Annotated in this window: 19 protein-coding genes; 10 read left to right on the top strand and 9 right to left on the bottom strand. The window is 60.5% G+C overall.

Annotated elements, in window-relative coordinates; genetic code table 11:
• The first annotated feature begins 85 nt into the window (after window positions 1-85).
• The 4 genes from A6U87_RS12575 to A6U87_RS12590 are packed head-to-tail and all read left to right on the top strand — an operon-like array spanning window position 86 to window position 4,370.
• On the top strand, window positions 86-1,903 hold the full coding sequence (locus A6U87_RS12575; RefSeq protein WP_065691604.1) for a methyl-accepting chemotaxis protein: 1,818 nt from the start codon (window positions 86-88) through the stop codon (window positions 1,901-1,903).
• Between the two features lies 1 nt (window position 1,904).
• Window positions 1,905-2,381, top strand: a complete 477-nt coding sequence (locus A6U87_RS12580; RefSeq protein WP_065691605.1) for a chemotaxis protein CheW — start codon at window positions 1,905-1,907, stop codon at window positions 2,379-2,381.
• A gap of 26 nt (window positions 2,382-2,407) precedes the next feature.
• Window positions 2,408-3,262, top strand: coding sequence for a protein-glutamate O-methyltransferase CheR (locus tag A6U87_RS12585; protein WP_065691606.1), 855 nt, complete (start codon window positions 2,408-2,410; stop codon window positions 3,260-3,262).
• A gap of 13 nt (window positions 3,263-3,275) precedes the next feature.
• A complete protein-coding gene (locus A6U87_RS12590; RefSeq protein ID WP_065691607.1) occupies window positions 3,276-4,370 on the top strand; it encodes a chemotaxis response regulator protein-glutamate methylesterase in 1,095 nt (364 codons plus the stop codon).
• A gap of 60 nt (window positions 4,371-4,430) precedes the next feature.
• Here A6U87_RS12590 and A6U87_RS12595 read toward each other — a convergent pair whose 3' ends face one another.
• Complete coding sequence (locus A6U87_RS12595) at window positions 4,431-5,171, bottom strand: 3-oxoacyl-ACP reductase family protein (RefSeq protein ID WP_065691608.1); 741 nt, start codon at window positions 5,169-5,171, stop codon at window positions 4,431-4,433.
• Between the two features lie 75 nt (window positions 5,172-5,246).
• On the bottom strand, window positions 5,247-5,825 hold the full coding sequence (locus A6U87_RS12600) for a TetR/AcrR family transcriptional regulator (RefSeq protein WP_065691609.1): 579 nt from the start codon (window positions 5,823-5,825) through the stop codon (window positions 5,247-5,249).
• 211 nt (window positions 5,826-6,036) lie between these two features.
• Between A6U87_RS12600 and A6U87_RS12605 the strand changes: the two genes are divergently transcribed.
• The 3 genes from A6U87_RS12605 (at window position 6,037) to A6U87_RS12615 (ending at window position 9,070) form a co-directional block, all read left to right on the top strand.
• The gene (locus A6U87_RS12605; protein WP_065691610.1) at window positions 6,037-6,837 is read left to right on the top strand and encodes an inositol monophosphatase family protein; all 801 of its coding nucleotides are present in this window, start codon (window positions 6,037-6,039) and stop codon (window positions 6,835-6,837) included.
• Window positions 6,838-6,937: 100 nt separating this feature from the next.
• Window positions 6,938-8,035 (top strand): flagellar motor protein MotA, encoded by a 1,098-nt coding sequence (locus A6U87_RS12610; RefSeq protein WP_065691611.1) that lies wholly within the window; start codon window positions 6,938-6,940, stop codon window positions 8,033-8,035.
• A 3-nt stretch (window positions 8,036-8,038) separates the two neighbouring features.
• Window positions 8,039-9,070 carry a peptidoglycan -binding protein gene (locus tag A6U87_RS12615; RefSeq protein ID WP_065691612.1) on the top strand — a complete coding sequence of 344 codons (1,032 nt, stop codon included), beginning with the start codon at window positions 8,039-8,041 and terminating at the stop codon, window positions 9,068-9,070.
• A gap of 143 nt (window positions 9,071-9,213) precedes the next feature.
• Here the strand turns inward: A6U87_RS12615 and A6U87_RS12620 are convergent, their stop codons facing one another.
• The 3 genes from A6U87_RS12620 to A6U87_RS12630 all read right to left on the bottom strand — a co-directional run bounded on the left by A6U87_RS12620 (window position 9,214) and on the right by A6U87_RS12630 (window position 11,926).
• Window positions 9,214-9,402, bottom strand: coding sequence for a YegP family protein (locus A6U87_RS12620; RefSeq protein WP_065691613.1), 189 nt, complete (start codon window positions 9,400-9,402; stop codon window positions 9,214-9,216).
• Window positions 9,403-9,531: 129 nt separating this feature from the next.
• Window positions 9,532-9,975, bottom strand: a complete 444-nt coding sequence (locus A6U87_RS12625; RefSeq protein WP_065691614.1) for a hypothetical protein — start codon at window positions 9,973-9,975, stop codon at window positions 9,532-9,534.
• Window positions 9,976-10,123: 148 nt separating this feature from the next.
• Entirely contained in the window at window positions 10,124-11,926 is a 1,803-nt protein-coding gene (locus A6U87_RS12630; protein ID WP_065691615.1) for an ABC transporter transmembrane domain-containing protein, read from the bottom strand.
• Between the two features lie 192 nt (window positions 11,927-12,118).
• Between A6U87_RS12630 and rpmE the strand changes: the two genes are divergently transcribed.
• Together rpmE and A6U87_RS12640 are read left to right on the top strand one after the other, a co-directional pair.
• Window positions 12,119-12,340 carry a 50S ribosomal protein L31 gene (rpmE, locus tag A6U87_RS12635; RefSeq protein WP_037182697.1) on the top strand — a complete coding sequence of 74 codons (222 nt, stop codon included), beginning with the start codon at window positions 12,119-12,121 and terminating at the stop codon, window positions 12,338-12,340.
• Window positions 12,341-12,536: 196 nt separating this feature from the next.
• On the top strand, window positions 12,537-13,007 hold the full coding sequence (locus A6U87_RS12640) for a nucleoside deaminase (RefSeq protein ID WP_065691616.1): 471 nt from the start codon (window positions 12,537-12,539) through the stop codon (window positions 13,005-13,007).
• A 117-nt stretch (window positions 13,008-13,124) separates the two neighbouring features.
• Here the strand turns inward: A6U87_RS12640 and A6U87_RS12645 are convergent, their stop codons facing one another.
• The 3 genes from A6U87_RS12645 to A6U87_RS12655 all read right to left on the bottom strand — a co-directional run bounded on the left by A6U87_RS12645 (window position 13,125) and on the right by A6U87_RS12655 (window position 15,511).
• Window positions 13,125-13,640, bottom strand: coding sequence for a DUF1465 family protein (locus A6U87_RS12645; RefSeq protein WP_065691617.1), 516 nt, complete (start codon window positions 13,638-13,640; stop codon window positions 13,125-13,127).
• 377 nt (window positions 13,641-14,017) lie between these two features.
• Window positions 14,018-14,209 (bottom strand): DUF1192 domain-containing protein, encoded by a 192-nt coding sequence (locus A6U87_RS12650; RefSeq protein WP_065691618.1) that lies wholly within the window; start codon window positions 14,207-14,209, stop codon window positions 14,018-14,020.
• A 21-nt stretch (window positions 14,210-14,230) separates the two neighbouring features.
• Entirely contained in the window at window positions 14,231-15,511 is a 1,281-nt protein-coding gene (locus A6U87_RS12655; protein ID WP_065691619.1) for an MFS transporter, read from the bottom strand.
• Window positions 15,512-15,685: 174 nt separating this feature from the next.
• Here A6U87_RS12655 and A6U87_RS30120 point away from each other — a divergent pair, with 174 nt between their 5' ends.
• Window positions 15,686-15,850 carry a hypothetical protein gene (locus tag A6U87_RS30120; RefSeq protein WP_198928701.1) on the top strand — a complete coding sequence of 55 codons (165 nt, stop codon included), beginning with the start codon at window positions 15,686-15,688 and terminating at the stop codon, window positions 15,848-15,850.
• Here the strand turns inward: A6U87_RS30120 and A6U87_RS12660 are convergent.
• Window positions 15,847-16,764 carry a PhzF family phenazine biosynthesis protein gene (locus A6U87_RS12660; RefSeq protein WP_065691620.1) on the bottom strand — a complete coding sequence of 306 codons (918 nt, stop codon included), beginning with the start codon at window positions 16,762-16,764 and terminating at the stop codon, window positions 15,847-15,849. The two genes, A6U87_RS30120 and A6U87_RS12660, sit on opposite strands and share 4 nt — an antisense overlap.
• Between the last annotated feature and the right edge of the window lie 216 nt (window positions 16,765-16,980).

Raw genomic sequence — 16,980 nt, forward strand, 5'->3', positions numbered from 1 at the left:
TGTACGGCTCTTTATCTCCTTCTCCCTCCCACACCCATCTACCGGGCAATCTTGCCCAAGCGTTCCAAGTCTCTGGAGTCTACTCATGCGCTTTACGATAAAGCTGAAGCTAGCTTTAGTCTTCGCCGCCGTCATCCTGCTCAGCGGATCGATGGCAGGCCTCGCGATCTACAATCTTTCGTCTCTGAACTCCGCGATCACGCAGATGGTCGACGAACCGATCAAGGACCTGAAGAACGTTGTTTCGCTCAGCGAAATGTTCAACGGTACGGTTCGCGCCGAAAAGAACGCAATCCTGAACTCCGACCCGACCGAGATTGCCGGTTTCGTGAAGTCGCTGCTTGATCGCCAGGGCAACATCAAGGATCTGACCGAGAAGCTCGCAGCCTCCGCAGATCCTGATGTTCGCGCCCAGGCTGACCAGTTCAAGTCGCTCTACGAGACCTATGCGCCGATCCAGAAGCGCATTGCTGATCTCTCGACCCAGAACACGACCGAGTCCAATGCTCAGGCTACAACCCTCACGATGGGTGAAGGCCGCGACGTCATGAACAAGGCCCTGAAGGTCATGGAAGACATGACGGAAACGATCTCCGGCAATGTCAACGAAACCGATCAGGCGACCGACATTCAGTACGCCAACTCTCGCTTCCTCCTGGTATCGATGACCGTTGTGCTGATCGTCTTCTCGCTCGGTTGCGCCACCTGGATCTCGCTCAACATCTCGCGCGGTCTGAAGCGTGCGGTCAATCTTGCTGACGCCGTTGCCATCGGTGACCTCGATCAGAACATCGACCACAAGAGCAACGACGAAATCCGCGATCTCGTCAACTCGATGTCCACGATGACCGGCAACCTGCGCGTCACCGCCGGCATTGCAAACCAGATCTCCAACGGCGACCTCACGGTCTCGCCGAAGCCTCTCTCCGACAAGGATACGCTCGGCATCGCCCTGGAACAGATGGTCGAACGTCTGCGCGGCGTTGTCGCCGATGCACTTTCCGCCGCCGAAAACGTCTCCGCCGGCAGCCAGGAACTCTCGGCCAGCTCCGAGCAGGTTTCCCAGGGTGCGACCGAACAGGCCGCGTCCGCCGAAGAAGCTTCTGCCGCCATGGAAGAAATGGCCTCCAACATCAAGCAGAACGCCGACAACGCGGCGCAGACCGAGAAGATCGCCCGTCAGTCCGCCAAGGACGCCGAAGCAAGCGGTGATGCGGTTTCGCGTGCCGTCAACGCGATGCGCACGATTGCCGAGAAGATCGGCATCGTTCAGGAAATCGCTCGCCAGACCGACCTTCTCGCTCTGAACGCGGCTGTCGAAGCAGCGCGTGCCGGTGAGCACGGCAAGGGCTTCGCGGTCGTTGCCTCGGAAGTTCGCAAGCTGGCTGAGCGCAGCCAGTCGGCCGCCGCTGAAATCAGCGCCATGTCGAGCGACACGGTGAAGGCTGCCAGCGACGCCGGCGACATGCTCGGTCGTCTGGTACCTGATATCCGCAAGACCGCAGAACTGGTCTCCGAAATCAGCGCCGCTTGCCGCGAGCAGGACATCGGTGCCTCGCAGATCAACGAAGCGATCCAGCAGCTCGACAAGGTGACCCAGCAGAACGCCGGCGCATCGGAAGAGATGTCCGCGACGTCAGAGGAACTGGCAAGCCAGGCCGAAGAACTGCAGACCTCGATTGCCTTCTTCAAGGTCGACATGGCCGGCAGCCGCCAGAGCCGTACGCCTGCTGCTCGCGTCAGCGTCCGCAGCCCGGCTCCGGCCGCCGCTCGCAAGCCGGCGACTGCCAAGGCACCTGCCAACACGGTCTCGGCTCAGCAGGCACGCGCCAAGGGCTTCGCACTTGATATGTCCATGGGCGGCCCTGATGACGGCGACGCCGATTTCAAGGAAAGCGCATAATATGGCAACGGCATCCCTGGAAGCGCAGTTCGTGACCTTCAGCCTCGGCGATGAGATCTTCGCCGTGCCGGTGGAGGTGGTGCGGGAAATCCTCGACTATGCGGAAGCTTTCAAGATTCCAAATGGTCCTGACTATCTCCTTGGCCTCCGCGACGTGCGCGGCCAGGGCGTGCCGACCATTGATCTGCGCCTGAAACTCGGCATGTCGAAGACAGTGCCCACGCCACATACGCGGGTTCTCGTCCTCGATATTCCGATGGACAGCCGATTGCTCACGCTCGGCCTCGTCGCAGATCGCGTCTTCGAGGTCACGCCATTCCGGCGTGACCAGATCGAGGCGGCGCCGGATATCGGCGTGCGCTGGCGCTCCGATTACATCGCGGGTGTCGTTCGTCGGGAAGGCGGGTTCGTCGTCATCGTCGATCTCGCGCGGCTGTTGTCGCGCGAAGATGCCTCTGTCTTGCAATCGGCCGCCTGAGCGGACCAGCTGGAGTATTGCTATCAATGAGTATGGCAGCAGTGGAAACCCAACTGGTCGGCGACCGGATCAGCAAGCGCAATTTCGATAAGCTTTCGCGGTTCATCTACGACTACAGCGGCATCAAGATGCCGCCGACGAAGCTGACGATGCTGGAAGGCAGGCTTCGCCGCCGTCTGCGGGCGACGAACCATGCGACATTCGACGATTATTGCGATTTCCTGTTTCAGGAAGACGGTCTCGAGGATGAGACCGTCTATCTGATCGACGCGGTCACGACCAACAAGACAGACTTCTTCCGGGAAGCGCGTCATTTCGAATACATGCAGCAGGTGGCCCTGCCGGCGCTGGCGAACACCGGCATCCGCACACTGCGCACCTGGAGTTCGGCATGCTCGACTGGCGCGGAGCCTTACACCATGGCCATGGTGCTCGAGGAATTCGTCGGTTGTCGCAATGACCTCAACTACAGCATCCTTGCAACGGACCTCAGCACCGACGTTCTGAACACGGCGCGGCTCGGCATCTATTCCGAAGATATGGTCCATCCCGTGCCGCGTGACCTGATGCGGAAATACGTCATGACCGCAAAGCAACCAGGGCGCCGGGAGGTGCGGATCTCTCCGGCCCTGCGTGCCAGGGTCGGTTTTGCGCGCATGAACCTCATGGACGACAGCTATCCCGTTGGCGACGGGATGCACATCATCTTTTGCCGCAATGTGCTGATCTATTTCGACAAGCAGACGCAGGCGCTGGTGTTGAAACGGCTGTGCGATCGCCTCTTAACAGGGGGCTATCTCTTCATCGGCCACTCCGAATCCATCGCGGGTATCGATCTGCCTCTCAAGCAGGTCTCCAACACCGTCTTTCAGCGCGTCTAGGTAAAGGTCGCCCATGGGCAAGAAGATACGAGTTCTCGTCATCGACGACTCCGCCAGTGTTCGCCAGACGCTCGTCCGCGTCCTGCAGGAGGATCCCGATATCGAGGTCATGGGGGTCGCTACCGATCCGTTCATGGCCGCGAAGAAGATCCAGGAAGAGATTCCCGACGTCATCACGCTGGATGTCGAGATGCCACGCATGGACGGCATCACCTTTCTCCGCAAGTTGATGTCGCAGCGTCCGATCCCTGTCGTCATGTGCTCGTCGCTGACGGAGGCGGGTTCGGAAACGTTGCTGCAGGCGCTGGAAGCAGGTGCTGTCGATGTGATCCTGAAATCCAAGATCGGCGCGGCGGATAGCCTGGCCGATGACGCGGTGCGGATCCGTGAAGTCGTAAAGAGCGCGTCCCATGCCCGGATGGGCAATGTGCGGCGCGGCGCAAGCAGCCTTCGTCCCGGCAAGGAGGCGCCTCCGCAGAAGCTGACGGCAGATGCGATGCTGCCGCCGCCGACCGGCCGCGCCATGGCCAAGACGACGGAGATGATCGTCTGCGTCGGCGCATCGACCGGGGGCACCGAGGCGCTCCGGGAGTTTCTCGAAGCGTTGCCGGCGAACGCGCCCGGCATGGTCATCGTGCAGCACATGCCGGAGAAGTTCACGGCGGCCTTCGCCAAGCGGCTCAACGGTCTTTGCGAGGTCGAGGTCAAGGAAGCCGTTGACGGCGATCCGGTCCTGCGCGGACATGTGCTGATTGCTCCCGGCGACAAGCATATGCTCCTGGAGCGGCAGGGCGCGCGCTATCATGTGTCGGTCAAGACCGGGCCACTCGTCTCGCGCCATCGCCCGTCGGTCGACGTTCTGTTCCGCTCCGCCGCCCGAGCCGCCGGCTCGAATGCTATGGGTATCATCATGACCGGCATGGGCGATGATGGTGCCAAGGGAATGCTGGAGATGCACCAGGCCGGTGCCTATACCGTGGCACAGGACGAGGCGACTTCGGTCGTCTTCGGGATGCCGAAGGAGGCGATTGCCAAGGGCGGCGTCGACCGGATCCTCCCGCTTGACCAGATTGCCCGTGAGGTTCTGATTACCCAGCAGAAGTTCTGAGCCGCGACAATCGAGATGAGAGCCGGTGGCGTGCGAGCGCCGCCGGCTTTTTGTTTGCTTTCAGGCGAGGTAGCCACCGTCGATCGTCAGGGCGGAGCCGGTGACGAACGATGCTTCCGCACTGGCGAGATAGGCCGCAAGACTTGCGATCTCGCGGTCTTCGCCCATGCGCCCCAGCGCCATCAGCGGTGACAGGTGCTCCTCTGTGCCGGGCGCGCCATTCATGTCGGTTGCCGTTGGTCCCGGCTGAATGGTGTTGACGGTAATGCCGCGCGGGCCGAGATCGCGCGCCATGCCGCGGGTCATCGACGCGATGGCGCCCTTGGTCATGCTGTAGACCGACGATGTCGCAAAGCCGCTGCGGTCGGCAACGACGCTGCCTATGTTGATGATGCGGCCGCCGGCCTGCATGTGCCTTGCCGCCGCCTGCACGCCGACAAAGACCGCGCGAACGTTGACCGCGAACATGCGGTCGAAATCCTCCAGCGCGAATTCTTCAAGCGGGGCCAACATCAGGATGCCCGCATTGTTGACGAGAATGTCGAGTGCGCCGAAGTGGCTGACGGTGGTCGCGACGGCATTTCGCACAGCCTCGGGATCGGCGCTGTCCGCCTTGATTGCGAGTGCTTTTCCGCCGCTGGCTTCGATCTCGGCGGTAAGCGCCTTGGCCCGGTCATCGCTGCTGGAATAGGTGAAGGCCACGGCAGCGCCGTCCTGTGCGAGCCTGCGGACGATCGCCGCGCCGATGCCGCGCGAGCCGCCGGTGACCAGGGCGACCTTTTCGGTGAGAGAGTGAGACATTTGCATTTCCTTTCTGTTTGTGGATCGATCAGTCTAGAATTGAGGGTGGAAAAACGGCGCGACAGCTTGGCGCGCCTAGCGGAGGCTGCGGATGGCCATGCGGGCGATACCGCGGAGGGTTTCAGCGGTGGCGCCATTGCGGGCGCTGACTTTCATGCCTGAGAGGGTTGCGCCGAGGAAGTGGGCGGTCTCGTCGGGGTCAATGTCGGATGCGATGGCACCGCTCTTCCTGCCGTCTTCGACGATCGTCTTCAGCGCATTGGAAAGCGCGCGGGAGGCAGTATCGGTCAGTGTGGCGATCTCCAGGTCTGTGCGTCCGAACTCGCACACAGCGCTGACACCGAGGCAGCAGCGGCTGGCCTCCGATGACGGTCGCGAGGCAAAGGCGACGAGCGCGCCTTCGAGCGCATCAATCGGTGTCGCATCACGCTTCAGGTCGTCGATCAGCCTAGCGGTACTGTCGGCGTTGTAGCGCTGCAGTGCTTCCAGGTAGAGACTGCGTTTGTCGCCGAAGGTGTCGTACATGCTCTGGCGGCTGATCTTCATCGCCGTCAGCAGTTGATCCGTCGACGTGCCTTCATAGCCGTGCTCGGAGAACACGTTGATGGCGGCGCCAAGCGCCAGGTCGCGGTCGAATTCCTTGTGTCTTGCCATGGGGGGCATATAGGAATTTCAGACTAATCTGTCCAGAATTAATTTGCGGCCTTCCTGCGATTCAATGCAGCCATGCGGCGCTGCTCTTGAAATTTCCCCGATTTTGTGGTCTTGAAGCCGCCAATCTTATAAAGCGCAGCCTCTGCCGGCGATCAGGGACCATCCCCGCCCTGACAACGCGCACCTATTTAGCCCAAGGAAAACCGCCCACATGGCCCGTTCAGCTCTTCTCAATGTCATGGTTCAGGCTGCCATCAAGGCAGGAAAATCGCTGGGGCGTGATTTCGGCGAAGTGCAGAACCTGCAGGTTTCCGTCAAGGGACCGGGCGATTTCGTTTCCAATGCGGACCGCAAGGCCGAAAAGATCGTCAAGGATGAACTTCTGAAGGCGCGTCCGACGTATGGCTTCCTCGGCGAGGAAAGCGAAGAGATCAAGGGCACGGACGGTGCGCACCGCTGGATCGTCGATCCGCTCGATGGCACCACGAACTTCCTGCACGGCATTCCGCAGTTCGCCGTCTCGATCGCGCTTGAGCGCAACAACGAGATCGTCGCGGGTGTTGTCTTTAATCCGGCGGCCGACGAACTTTACACCGCCGAGCGCGGCGGTGGTGCATTCCTCAATGATCGCCGCCTTCGTGTCGGCGCCCGCCGGGTGCTTTCCGACTCGGTCGTTGCCTGCGGTGTGCCGCATCTGGGACGCGGCAACCACGGAAAGTTCCTGGTCGAGCTTCGCCACGTGATGGGTGAAGTCGCCGGAATCCGTCGCATGGGTGCGGCCTCGCTCGATCTCGCCTACGTCGCTGCCGGCCGTTTCGACGGTTACTGGGAAACCGGTCTTTCTGCCTGGGATATCGCCGCAGGCATCCTGCTCATCCGCGAAGCCGGCGGTTATGTCAGCGATTGGGATGGCGGTACGTCCATTCTGGAAACCGGCTCCGTCGTCGCCGGTAACGAGTATATTCAGAAGGCTTTGCTCGAAGTCGCCAAGCGTCCGATCCCGACCCGCTAAATCGCTGTTGTAAAGACACGGTTTTCGCTGTCCGCGTACTTCAATTCGGCACAATGTTGCTCTAGTCTCCGGCTGCGAGAAGGCCGGAGGATGCGGATCCATGGAAAATGTGAATGTGGCTGAGTTCGGTTCGACCGAAAAGACCACGGGCAGCTATAACTATAAACTCTCCAGCCCGATGCCATTTCTTTGGACTATGGTGCTGTTTCTGGTGATCGTCGGGTTCATTGCCGCAATTCTTTTCCGGCAGACCCAGACGGCGTTCATGCATAACCCGGGACTGAACGGGCTGATCGTCGGCGTGCTCGCTGTCGGTATCATCCTGGTTTTCAGCCATGTCCTGGCACTTCGCCCTGAAGTGCGCTGGTTCAATTCCTTTCGTGCCGCGGGCAGCGCCGACAAGGTGAACCGCAACCCCAAGCTTCTGGCGCCCATGCGCACGCTGATCGGCAGCCGGAGCACCTTTGCGGGGCTTTCCACGACAGCGTTCCGCTCCATTCTGGACTCGATTGCAAACCGCCTCGATGAATCGCGCGATGTTTCCCGCTATCTCATCGGTCTTCTCGTGTTCCTTGGCCTGCTGGGCACGTTCTGGGGTCTCATCGGCACGATCGGCTCGATCAGCAACGTCATTCAGTCGCTGGACGCCGGCACCAATGGGTCGTCCGACGTCCTGGCTGCACTGAAGGAAGGGCTCTCCACGCCGCTATCCGGCATGGGCCAGGCGTTCTCGTCTTCGCTGCTCGGCCTCTCGGGTTCGCTCATCCTCGGCTTCCTCGACCTGCAGGCCGGTCGCGCCCAGAACCGCTTCTACATGGAGCTGGAAAACTGGCTGTCGTCCGTCACCGATGTTGGCTCCGATGCCGTGGTGCCGGCGATCGATCAGTCGTCCGGTGTCACGCCTGACGAGATCAAGGCTCTGTCCGACTACATGCGCAAGGCCTCGGAAGACGGCGGCGCCAGCAGCCAGCGTTCGGTGGCCGCGATGGCAAATCTCGCCGAAGGCATCCAGGGTCTCGTGAAGAACATGCGCAACGAGCAGCAGATGCTGCGGGACTGGATCGAAGCCCAGCAGGACGAAGCGAAAGCCATGCGCCGAACGCTCGACCGCCTGGCCGAACGGATCGGCTCCCAGGAAAAGCATGCATCGTCCGAACGCCAACGTCTGACGCAGGCCGAGAAGAGCGAGGGCAAGTAAGCCATGCCTCTTGCTCGCAACCGCCGCCGCGAACGCGCCGTCGATTATTGGCCGGGCTTCGTCGATGCGTTGTCGACGCTTCTCATTGCGATCATGTTCCTGCTGACCGTCTTCGTTGTCGGTCAATTTATCTTGAGCCGAGAGATTTCCGGTCGCGACGAAGTGCTCAACCGGCTGAACAGCCAGATCAACGAATTGACGCAGCTACTTGCTCTGGAAAAGGGCAGCAAGCAGGATCTCGAGGATAATGTCGCGAACCTGCAGGCGTCACTGTCGTCTGCCGAGAGCGAGCGCTCCCGCCTGCAGGCATTGCTGTCTGCCGGCTCGGGTGGGCAGGATGCGGCGCAGCAGCGCATCGGTGGCCTGACCAAGGAACTCGACGAGCAGAAGCAGATGAGCGAGCGGGCGATGAGCCAGGTCGAGCTTCTCAATCAACAGATCGCTGCCTTGCGCAGCCAGATTGCGGCCGTCGAAGTCGCGCTGCAGGCGTCCGAGCAGAAGGACCAGAGTTCGCAGGCGAAGATCGCCGATCTGGGCCGTCGCCTCAACGTCGCGCTGGCGCAGCGCGTCCAGGAACTGAACCGCTACCGATCGGACTTCTTCGGGCGGTTGCGTGAAATTCTTTCCGATCGCGAGAATATCCGCATCGTCGGCGACCGTTTCGTCTTCCAGTCGGAAGTGCTGTTCCCATCGGGCGGCGCTGACCTCAATCCGGACGGGCAGGCCGAGATGACCAAGCTCGCCAGCGCGCTTCTGGATGTCGCCAAGGAGATCCCGCCTGAGATCAACTGGGTGCTCCGCGTCGATGGTCATACCGATAACGTGCCTCTGGCCGGAACCGGCAGGTATGTCGATAACTGGCAGCTTTCGTCGGCGCGCGCGATTTCCGTGGTGAAGTTCCTGATTGCGCAGGGCGTGCCAGCCGACCGTCTGGTCGCGGCAGGTTTCGGTGAGTTTCAGCCGATCACTCCGGGAGATACGCCCGAAGCGCGCGCAACGAACCGTCGCATCGAGCTGAAGCTGACCGAGAAATGATTGATTTCATCTTGTGAGGGGTGACCTCTTCGCGAGATCGGCCATGCATATCGCCTTGGGCGTTGGCCGAGCGACAGGAACCTGAGAACCTAGTCTGTCTATAAGAAGCTGAGGCGGCGCTTGTGGCGCCGCCTGGGTTCTGGTCAGGATTCGGCCTTCGTCGTGTCTTCGACCGTCGCGCCGGGAGAGTTCTTCTTGATGGATTCGATCGCGCTCAGGGCAGAGGCCTTCGCCTTGTAACCTTCGGAGCCAAACATCGTTTCGCCGTTCGAGGCCTTGAAACGGAACCGGAATTCGCCTGCCTTGTCCTTATAAACTTCGAACTTATACATCGATTTTTTCTCCCGGAATCAGGATGTTGTTTAAATCAGCAAGGACAGCCTAAAACAAAAAACACAACTATTCCATCTGGATATTTTAGTCTTTTGCAACCCCGGTCGCGGTCAGCACGCGCGGCATTATCACGGCTTGAAGAACGAGAATGCCGAGGAGAATTTGTTGAAGATGTACGGGGCAAAGAGCACGAGGCCGGAGTAGAAGAAGTTCGAGCCATTCGACATATCGGGGATCCCCTTGCCGCTTGCGAAGTTGTGAAGGCAGGCAAGGCCGAAGCCGACGTAAAGCATGAGGATCGCGACGGTTCCGATCATGGCGATGAACCTGCTGGAACTGGCTTTCATCTCGGTAATATTGAGGGGGGCTTCTCCGACGGCAAGGATATTGCCGGCGGCATTAACGGGATTTCCCGCTTGGTCTGTCTTCGTCAACGTGACGTCTTCCGAAAGAGCGTCGGTCAACGACCAGCCGCGTGCCTGATGCAGCGACCGGTAGAACAACAGCATGGATATCACGACGCTGGCGGCAACGAGCGTCACGAGTGTTTCGGCAAAGCTGATAGAATCCACCTGGCAATCTCCACGAAAAGATGACGAACGGTTTCAATACAAAACCGAGTGTAATCTATACGTGTATTATGTCAATATTCGCGCATAGGTGCAACCTGTCGCAACCCGTGGGATCGGATTGCGGGGCGCGTTGGATGCTATCGGCAGCTTACTTGACGGCGCTCAGAAACTCTTCCGCACCGGTCTCGAACTGCAGCTTGGCAAGCTTGGCGTAAATGCCGCCATGGCGGATCAAGCTTTGATGCGTGCCTTCCTCGACCACGCGGCCCTGATCGAGGACGAGTATTCGATCGGCCTTCAGCACGGTCGCCAGGCGATGGGCGATGATTAGGGTCGTGCGTCCGTCCATCAGGACATCCAGCGCCTTCTGCACCAGCGTTTCGCTCTCGGCATCGAGTGCCGAGGTCGCCTCGTCGAGAAGCAGGATCGGCGCGTTCTTCAAGATCGCGCGGGCAATGGCAATTCGCTGGCGCTGGCCACCGGAAAGCGTGACGCCGCGCTCGCCGACTTCGGTGTCATAGCCCTTATCGAGGCGCGTGATGAACTCGTCTGCCTGGGCGGCGACGGCGGCTGCCCGTACTTCGTCGCGCGTCGCATCAGGGCGACCGAAGGCGATATTCTCGTGAATGGAGGCGGCGAAGATTGTGACATCCTGCGGGACGATCGCCATGCGCTGGCGCAGTGCGTCCGGATCGACGGCGCGGGCGTCCACGCCATCGACCATCACGGCTCCCTGCTGCGGATCATAGAAGCGCAGCAGCAGCGAGAACACGGTGGTCTTGCCGGCGCCGGAGGGGCCGACGATCGCGACCGTCTCCCCCGGCTTGACGTGACAGCTCAGGCCATGCAGGGCCGATCGCCCGGGGCGCGAGGGATAGGCGAAATGGACATTGGAAAACTCGACCCGGCCGAGGGCAGGGGCAGGCATTATTTCAGGCTTCGCCGGCGTCTGGATCGGCGAGACCTCGTCCAGCAATTCCGTCAGGCGATCGGCAGCCCCGGCGGCCTGCGACAGCTCTCCCCAGACTTCCGAGAGCGCACCCAGCGAGCCAGCCGCGATAACCGAGTAAAGCAGGAACTGCCCGAGGGTGCCCGCAGAAAGGGTGCCTGCGAGAACGTTGTGGGCACCGACCCAGAGCACGGCGACGACGCTGCCGAAAATCAGGGTGATGGCGATGCCGGTGAGGAGCGCACGTGCGCGGATCGCGGCGCGGGCGGCGCCATAGGCGGTCTCGACGGCGCTTCCATAGCGACCGGCGGCCGCGGCCTCGCCACCGAATGCCTGCACGGTGCGGGTGGCGGCAATGGTCTCGTTCGCAAAGGCGGAGGCCTCGGCAAGCGTATCCTGGGCGGCGCGCGACCGTTTGCGCACCGAGCGGCCAAAGGCGACGAGCGGAAAGACGATCAATGGGATGGCACCGAGCGCCAGGCCCGCAAGCTTTGGCGACGTGACGATCATCATGCCCATCGCGCCGAGGCAGAGGATCAGGTTGCGCAAGGCGACGGACGCTGTCGCGCCGACAGCGGACTTGATCTGGGTCGTGTCGGCCGTCAACCGCGAGACAATCTCGCCAGACTGATTGACATCAAAGAACGATGGGGAGAGCCGTGTGACGTGGGCAAAGACGTCGCGGCGCAGGTCCGACACGATCCGTTCGCCCAGGGTGATGACGAAGTAGTAGCGCAGGGCGCTGGCGATCGCGAGAACGACCGCCATCACCATCAGCATCAGGAAGTAGCTGTTGATGAAGCTGCCATCGGCCTGGGTAAAGCCGTGGTCGATCATGCGCCGGACGGCGAGAGGGAGGGCGAGGGAGGTAATGGCGGCGAGCGCAAGCGATATCAGCGCGCCGGTAACCAGGCCGCGATACCGCATGACATAGGGTGTCAACCTGCCGAGAGGCCTCAGTGAACGTGATTTCTTCTCCCCGGCCTGCACTTCGTCTGTCAATTCGATCTCCGATCGCCTTCAACACCGTGCAAGACGGTTGTGGGCTCTTGTTATCCTGATGGCCTTCATGTATAGGCACGGCATCCTAATGGGAAGCCGTAGCCATAAGCGACTGCGGCTTCATTTATTCAATCGGTCCTCTTGTCGCAACGTGATGCGTCAATTTGGACGTTGCATGGCAGGAAGATTGTTATGAAGGCAGAAATCCATCCCGACTACCACACGATCAAGGTGGTCATGACCGATGGCACCGAGTACGAAACCCGCTCGACCTGGGGTTCTGAAGGCGCTGTCATGAACCTCGAAATCGACTCCAAGTCCCACCCGGCCTGGACCGGCGGCAACCAGCAGCTCATGGACCGCGGCGGCCGCGTTTCCAAGTTCAACAAGCGTTTCGGCGGCCTCGGCCTCTAATCGCTGCTGCATGGCAGAATTTGGAAAACCCCGCTTCGGCGGGGTTTTTTTGCGCGGCCCTCAGTCAAGCGCAGGCGGCAACATCGACTTTCCCCAACGGTTGAGGCGGGGCAGTTTTCCAATCTGGGTAGCGGCCCTTGGAAATCTGTTCGATCCAAGACAAGATCATCCGGCTCTAGCTCTGAGGGAGACCGGGATGGAAAACCATGAGCCGTTTTTGCGAGAGGCGATCGCACTCTCGAAATCCGCGATGGAACGCGGAGACGAACCGTTTGGGTCAGTGCTGGTCAAGGACGGCAAGGTCATCCTGCGCGCCGAAAACAGCGTCTTCACCGGTCGTGACATGACGAACCACGCCGAGTTGAACCTGATCAAGCTGGCTGCGCAGCATTATGACGCTGCCGTCCTGGCGGATTGCACTCTCTATACCAGCACGGAGCCATGTGCGATGTGCTCCGGAGCGATCTATTGGTCAGGCATCGGACGCATGGTGTTTGCGTGCTCGGAGGTACGGCTGGGCGAGATTGCGGGGATCGGCCTGAATGTCCCGAGCCGGGCAATATTGGAAACCGGCGCGCGCATCGTCGCTGTGGATGGCCCGAATATCGAAGAGGAAGCTGCCGCGGTTCATCAAGAATTCTGGCCGAAGCATCTGGGCAACGCATAGAGCCCCGGCTGAAGCCTTTGCGCGGCTGGCGCATCCAACACTCTTGTTAGCGGCGCGCAAAAGAAAAACCGGCCGCGCAGTGCGCAGCCGGTTTCATGAATACGGTATGGAAGCGGCTTAGTTGTTGCCGAATGCCGTCTGCAACAGGCTCAGCTGTGCCTGAACGCTGTTCTGGTTGTCAGGCACGATCGGCGCCTCGTTCGGGCGGTAGATCTCGCGATCGAGCAGGGCAACGCGATTCTGCAGGCGCAGGGAGCGTTCGATCAGGTCGCGGAAGGATTCCGGAAGATCGTTCCAGCCCGGTGCATTGCGATCGACGTTGAAGCCATCAAGGCGAACCTTGTTCTTCTCGGCCAAAACCTGATCGCGCGACATTTCGCCGTTGTTGACGGCGCGCTGCAGCAGCAGCCAGGACGCCATCTGCATCAGGCGGGTGGTGAGGCGCATCGATTCCGCTGCGTAGAGAACGGAGGCCATGCGCGGCAAAACCTTGGAAGCAGCGCGGCCGTTGCCATCGAGGTAGGCGGCGGTTTCTTCAACCAGCGACATGCCTTCCGAGTACAGCGTCTTGAACTGCGAGGATGCGGCAGCGCGACCTGCAAAACTGATTGTGTTCAATCCAAGCTCTGACATTTAGATAGTCCCTGTTGCACGCATCTACTTATGGTCAGGTAACGCCGGCTAAAGGTAAAAGTTTCCTCAACCGGTCTTTATGACATTAAGATGGTAGCTTTAGCCCAATTGCGCAAGGCGTTTCTTAAGAAAGGGTTAACTTCCACAGTTTCATGGATTTAGTCCCCAGCCAAGAAAAAAAGAAGAGCCGCAAAAAGCGGCTCTCAAGGTAAAACAGGGAGAAAAATCAGACCAATTCACCGCATGGAAAACTGTCTGAAATCCAGAGCAAGTCTGGATGAATGTAGTAATACCTTATAAAGCTTAATGTCCCATTAAGTCTGTGCCGAAATAGCGCTTGCGTGCCGGATATAGATCGAATCCGCACACGTGCGACATCAGGATCGGAAGAGGTTTTCTGCGGCCAATCTACCCGATGCCTTGCGCGCCGCCTCGGCCTCGATGCGCGCAATCTCGGCCTGCAGCAGCTCAATCCGGCTTTTCAGCTCATCGACCGACATCATGGAGAGATCCATGCCGATTTCGTGAGTCGCTTTCTTCTGTGGCCGGTCGTCTTCGATGAAGCTCATGGGTAATCCTCCGCTTTCGTCTCAGTTGGATTTTAACCCAGCTTCGCCCACTTCGGGAGCCTTGTTCGGGTTGCGGTCCGCGAGCGACATGCTTTCGGGCGTCAGGGTCTGCGAGGTCGCCGTCGGCAGGGTGGTGAAGGTGTCACGGCTGCCGGCCGGGATGGCTGGCCGCATCCGGCTTCGCAGGATCGCATAGGCGGTGATCAGGACATGGGCGACCGCGGTGACGAGAAACAGCGCGTGTGGGTTGACCATGGACATGACCGGGCCGCCGATCGTCGGGCCGATGATCGTACCGATGCCGTAGAGCAGCAGGAGGCCGCCCGAGACCTTCACGAAGTCTTCGGCCGCGGCGTAGTCGTTCGCGTGGGCGACCGCGATCGGATAAAGCGTATTGGCAACCGCGCCGTAGAGGATGACGAGCCCGATGATGAAGACGGGCGAGGACGGATGCAGAATAGCCAACAAAATGCCAGCAAAAGCGGCGACCGCCGACATGGCGGCCAGCACATAGCGGCGGTCGATCCGGTCGGACAGGCGACCGGCCGGCAACTGCATCAGCGCTCCGGCAAAGATGGTCGAGCTCATCATGATGGCGATGCTGGTGTCGGACAAGCCAGCGCCAGCGCCGAAGACGGCGCCGAGCGTTCCGTAGGCGCCGTTGGCGATGCCGACGAGCAGAATGCCAAGGCAGGAGACCGGCGAGTTGCGATAGAGCGCCGGCAGGTCGAGCTTGACCGCCTTCAACGGCTGTGGAGAGGCGGCGGTGGACAGCGTCGTCGGCAGCATGGCGATGCAGTAGAAGATGCCACAGACCATGAAGAGGACAGGGGTGCGCACGTCTTCCAGAGGGATCATCATCTGGCCGGCGACGACGCCGAAGAGGGTGATGGCGATATAGAGCGAAAAGATCGCGCCGCGACTTTCGTTGGTCGCGCGCTCGTTGAGCCAGCTTTCGATGATCATCGAGGTGCCGGCGGTTGCAAAGCCGGTGACGGCGCGTAGCAGGACCCACCAGACCGGGTGGATGATGATGCCGCTCACAAGCGCGATGATGGCGATGATGGCGATGAAGCCGGAAAATGCGCGGACATGACCAACGCGGCGGACCATTTTCGGCGCGACCAGGCAGCCGATGACGAAGCCCGCCGCCCATGAGGTGCCAAGCAGACCGAGCGTGGTCGTGGCGTAGCCTTCGAGATTACCGCGGACGGGAAGCAGAATGCCTTGCAGGCCGTTGCCCATGAAGAGGAAGAGTGTGCCGAAGAGCAGTGCGGCAACGGACAGCAGGTTTCTTTTCATTTTCCCCAGACTCTGCGCATGACGATCAAAAACCACATAAGGCGATACTCGGTATCGCCTAGCCTCAAGATTGTTGATTGTGCCCCCAAATGCCTTTACGGCATGAATAAATGCAGTCGTTGCGCGAAATAATGTCCGTCCTGTGACATTGATAACCGTTGGAAAAATAAAGACATGACGAAGCTGATCGCGCTGCTGCTCATCCTGGCGATGGCAATACAGGTGATCAAGCCGCTCGGCCTGCCCGGCCTGCGGCGGCGGACCGATTTCTGGAAGATCGCGTTGATCGCCTTCGCAATCTGGGCCATCGCGCTGGTTGGGCGAGACCTGTTCGTCTAGTATTCGATTTCGCCGCGCATGACGGGCGCGCAGGCGCCGGAGATCGTCACATCGGTGACGATGCCGTCCTGCTTCGCGACGTCGATGCCGATGATGCTGCGGCGTCCCATCTCCACGCCCTGCTCGATGGTCAGTGACATGTTCATGGTCGGCTCAGCCTCAAGCGAGACCAGATAGGCGCCAAGCGCTGCCGAGGCGCTGCCGGTCGCGGGATCCTCCGGCACGTTGTCGAGCGGCGCAAACATGCGCCCGCGGATCGCCCAAGGGGCTTCCTCCGAGCGGACATAGACAAAGAGCGAGAAGTCATGATTGCCCTCGGCGGTCGGCGCGGCTGCGTCCTGGAAATAGGCAAGATTCGGACGGGCGCGGCCAAGGGCATCGAGGTCCGCAAGTTCGGCAAAGACGAAACTCAGGCCAACCGACGCCACCACCGGTTCGTGATTGGCGAGGCGGATATCCCCAGGTTCGATCGCGATACAGCGGGCGACGGTTTCCTTCGCTATCGCATTGCCGATCGCAAGCGGCTTGGGCGCGCGAATGGAGGCGGTGAGTACCTTGTCGCCGTCACGCTTCAGATTGACAGTCACGAGGCCGGCCTTCTCTTCAAAACGCAGATGATCGCCGACCGGGCGCCCGAAGACCTCACCCTGCTGGCCTAGCACATAAGCGGTTCCGACATTGGGGTGTCCCGCGAAGGGCACTTCCATGGTGGGTGTGAAGATGCGGATGCAGGCGGTATTTGCCGGGTCTTGTGGCGGCAACACGAAGGTAACCTCGGAGTAGCCGAACTCGGCGGCGATGTTCTGCATGTCGGCATCGCTGAGCCCGCGGGCATCGGTCATCACGGCTAGCGGATTGCCTTCGAAGCGGGTGGTGGTGAAGACATCGACAGTCGTGAAGGCAACGGTTTTCATGGCGGCTCCGGCAGCGTGTTACGGACGCCATACTGGCGCGCGGCGAGGCCCGCCGATAGACGCAAATTTGTGCCGGTGACAATCTTGGGATGTTTTCGGAACTGTTGGGGGCGGGGGCTAGAGCGGGATTGTTTTAGGCGGAGTCGGGAAGTGGATTCCCTTTCTGGTGCAAATCAGATTCACCATTCTGGCCGGTGAAGGAGGCCGGCCTGGATG

The organism is Rhizobium sp. AC44/96, assembly GCF_001692185.1.
In the GTDB taxonomy this organism is placed as follows: Bacteria; Pseudomonadota; Alphaproteobacteria; order Rhizobiales; family Rhizobiaceae; genus Rhizobium.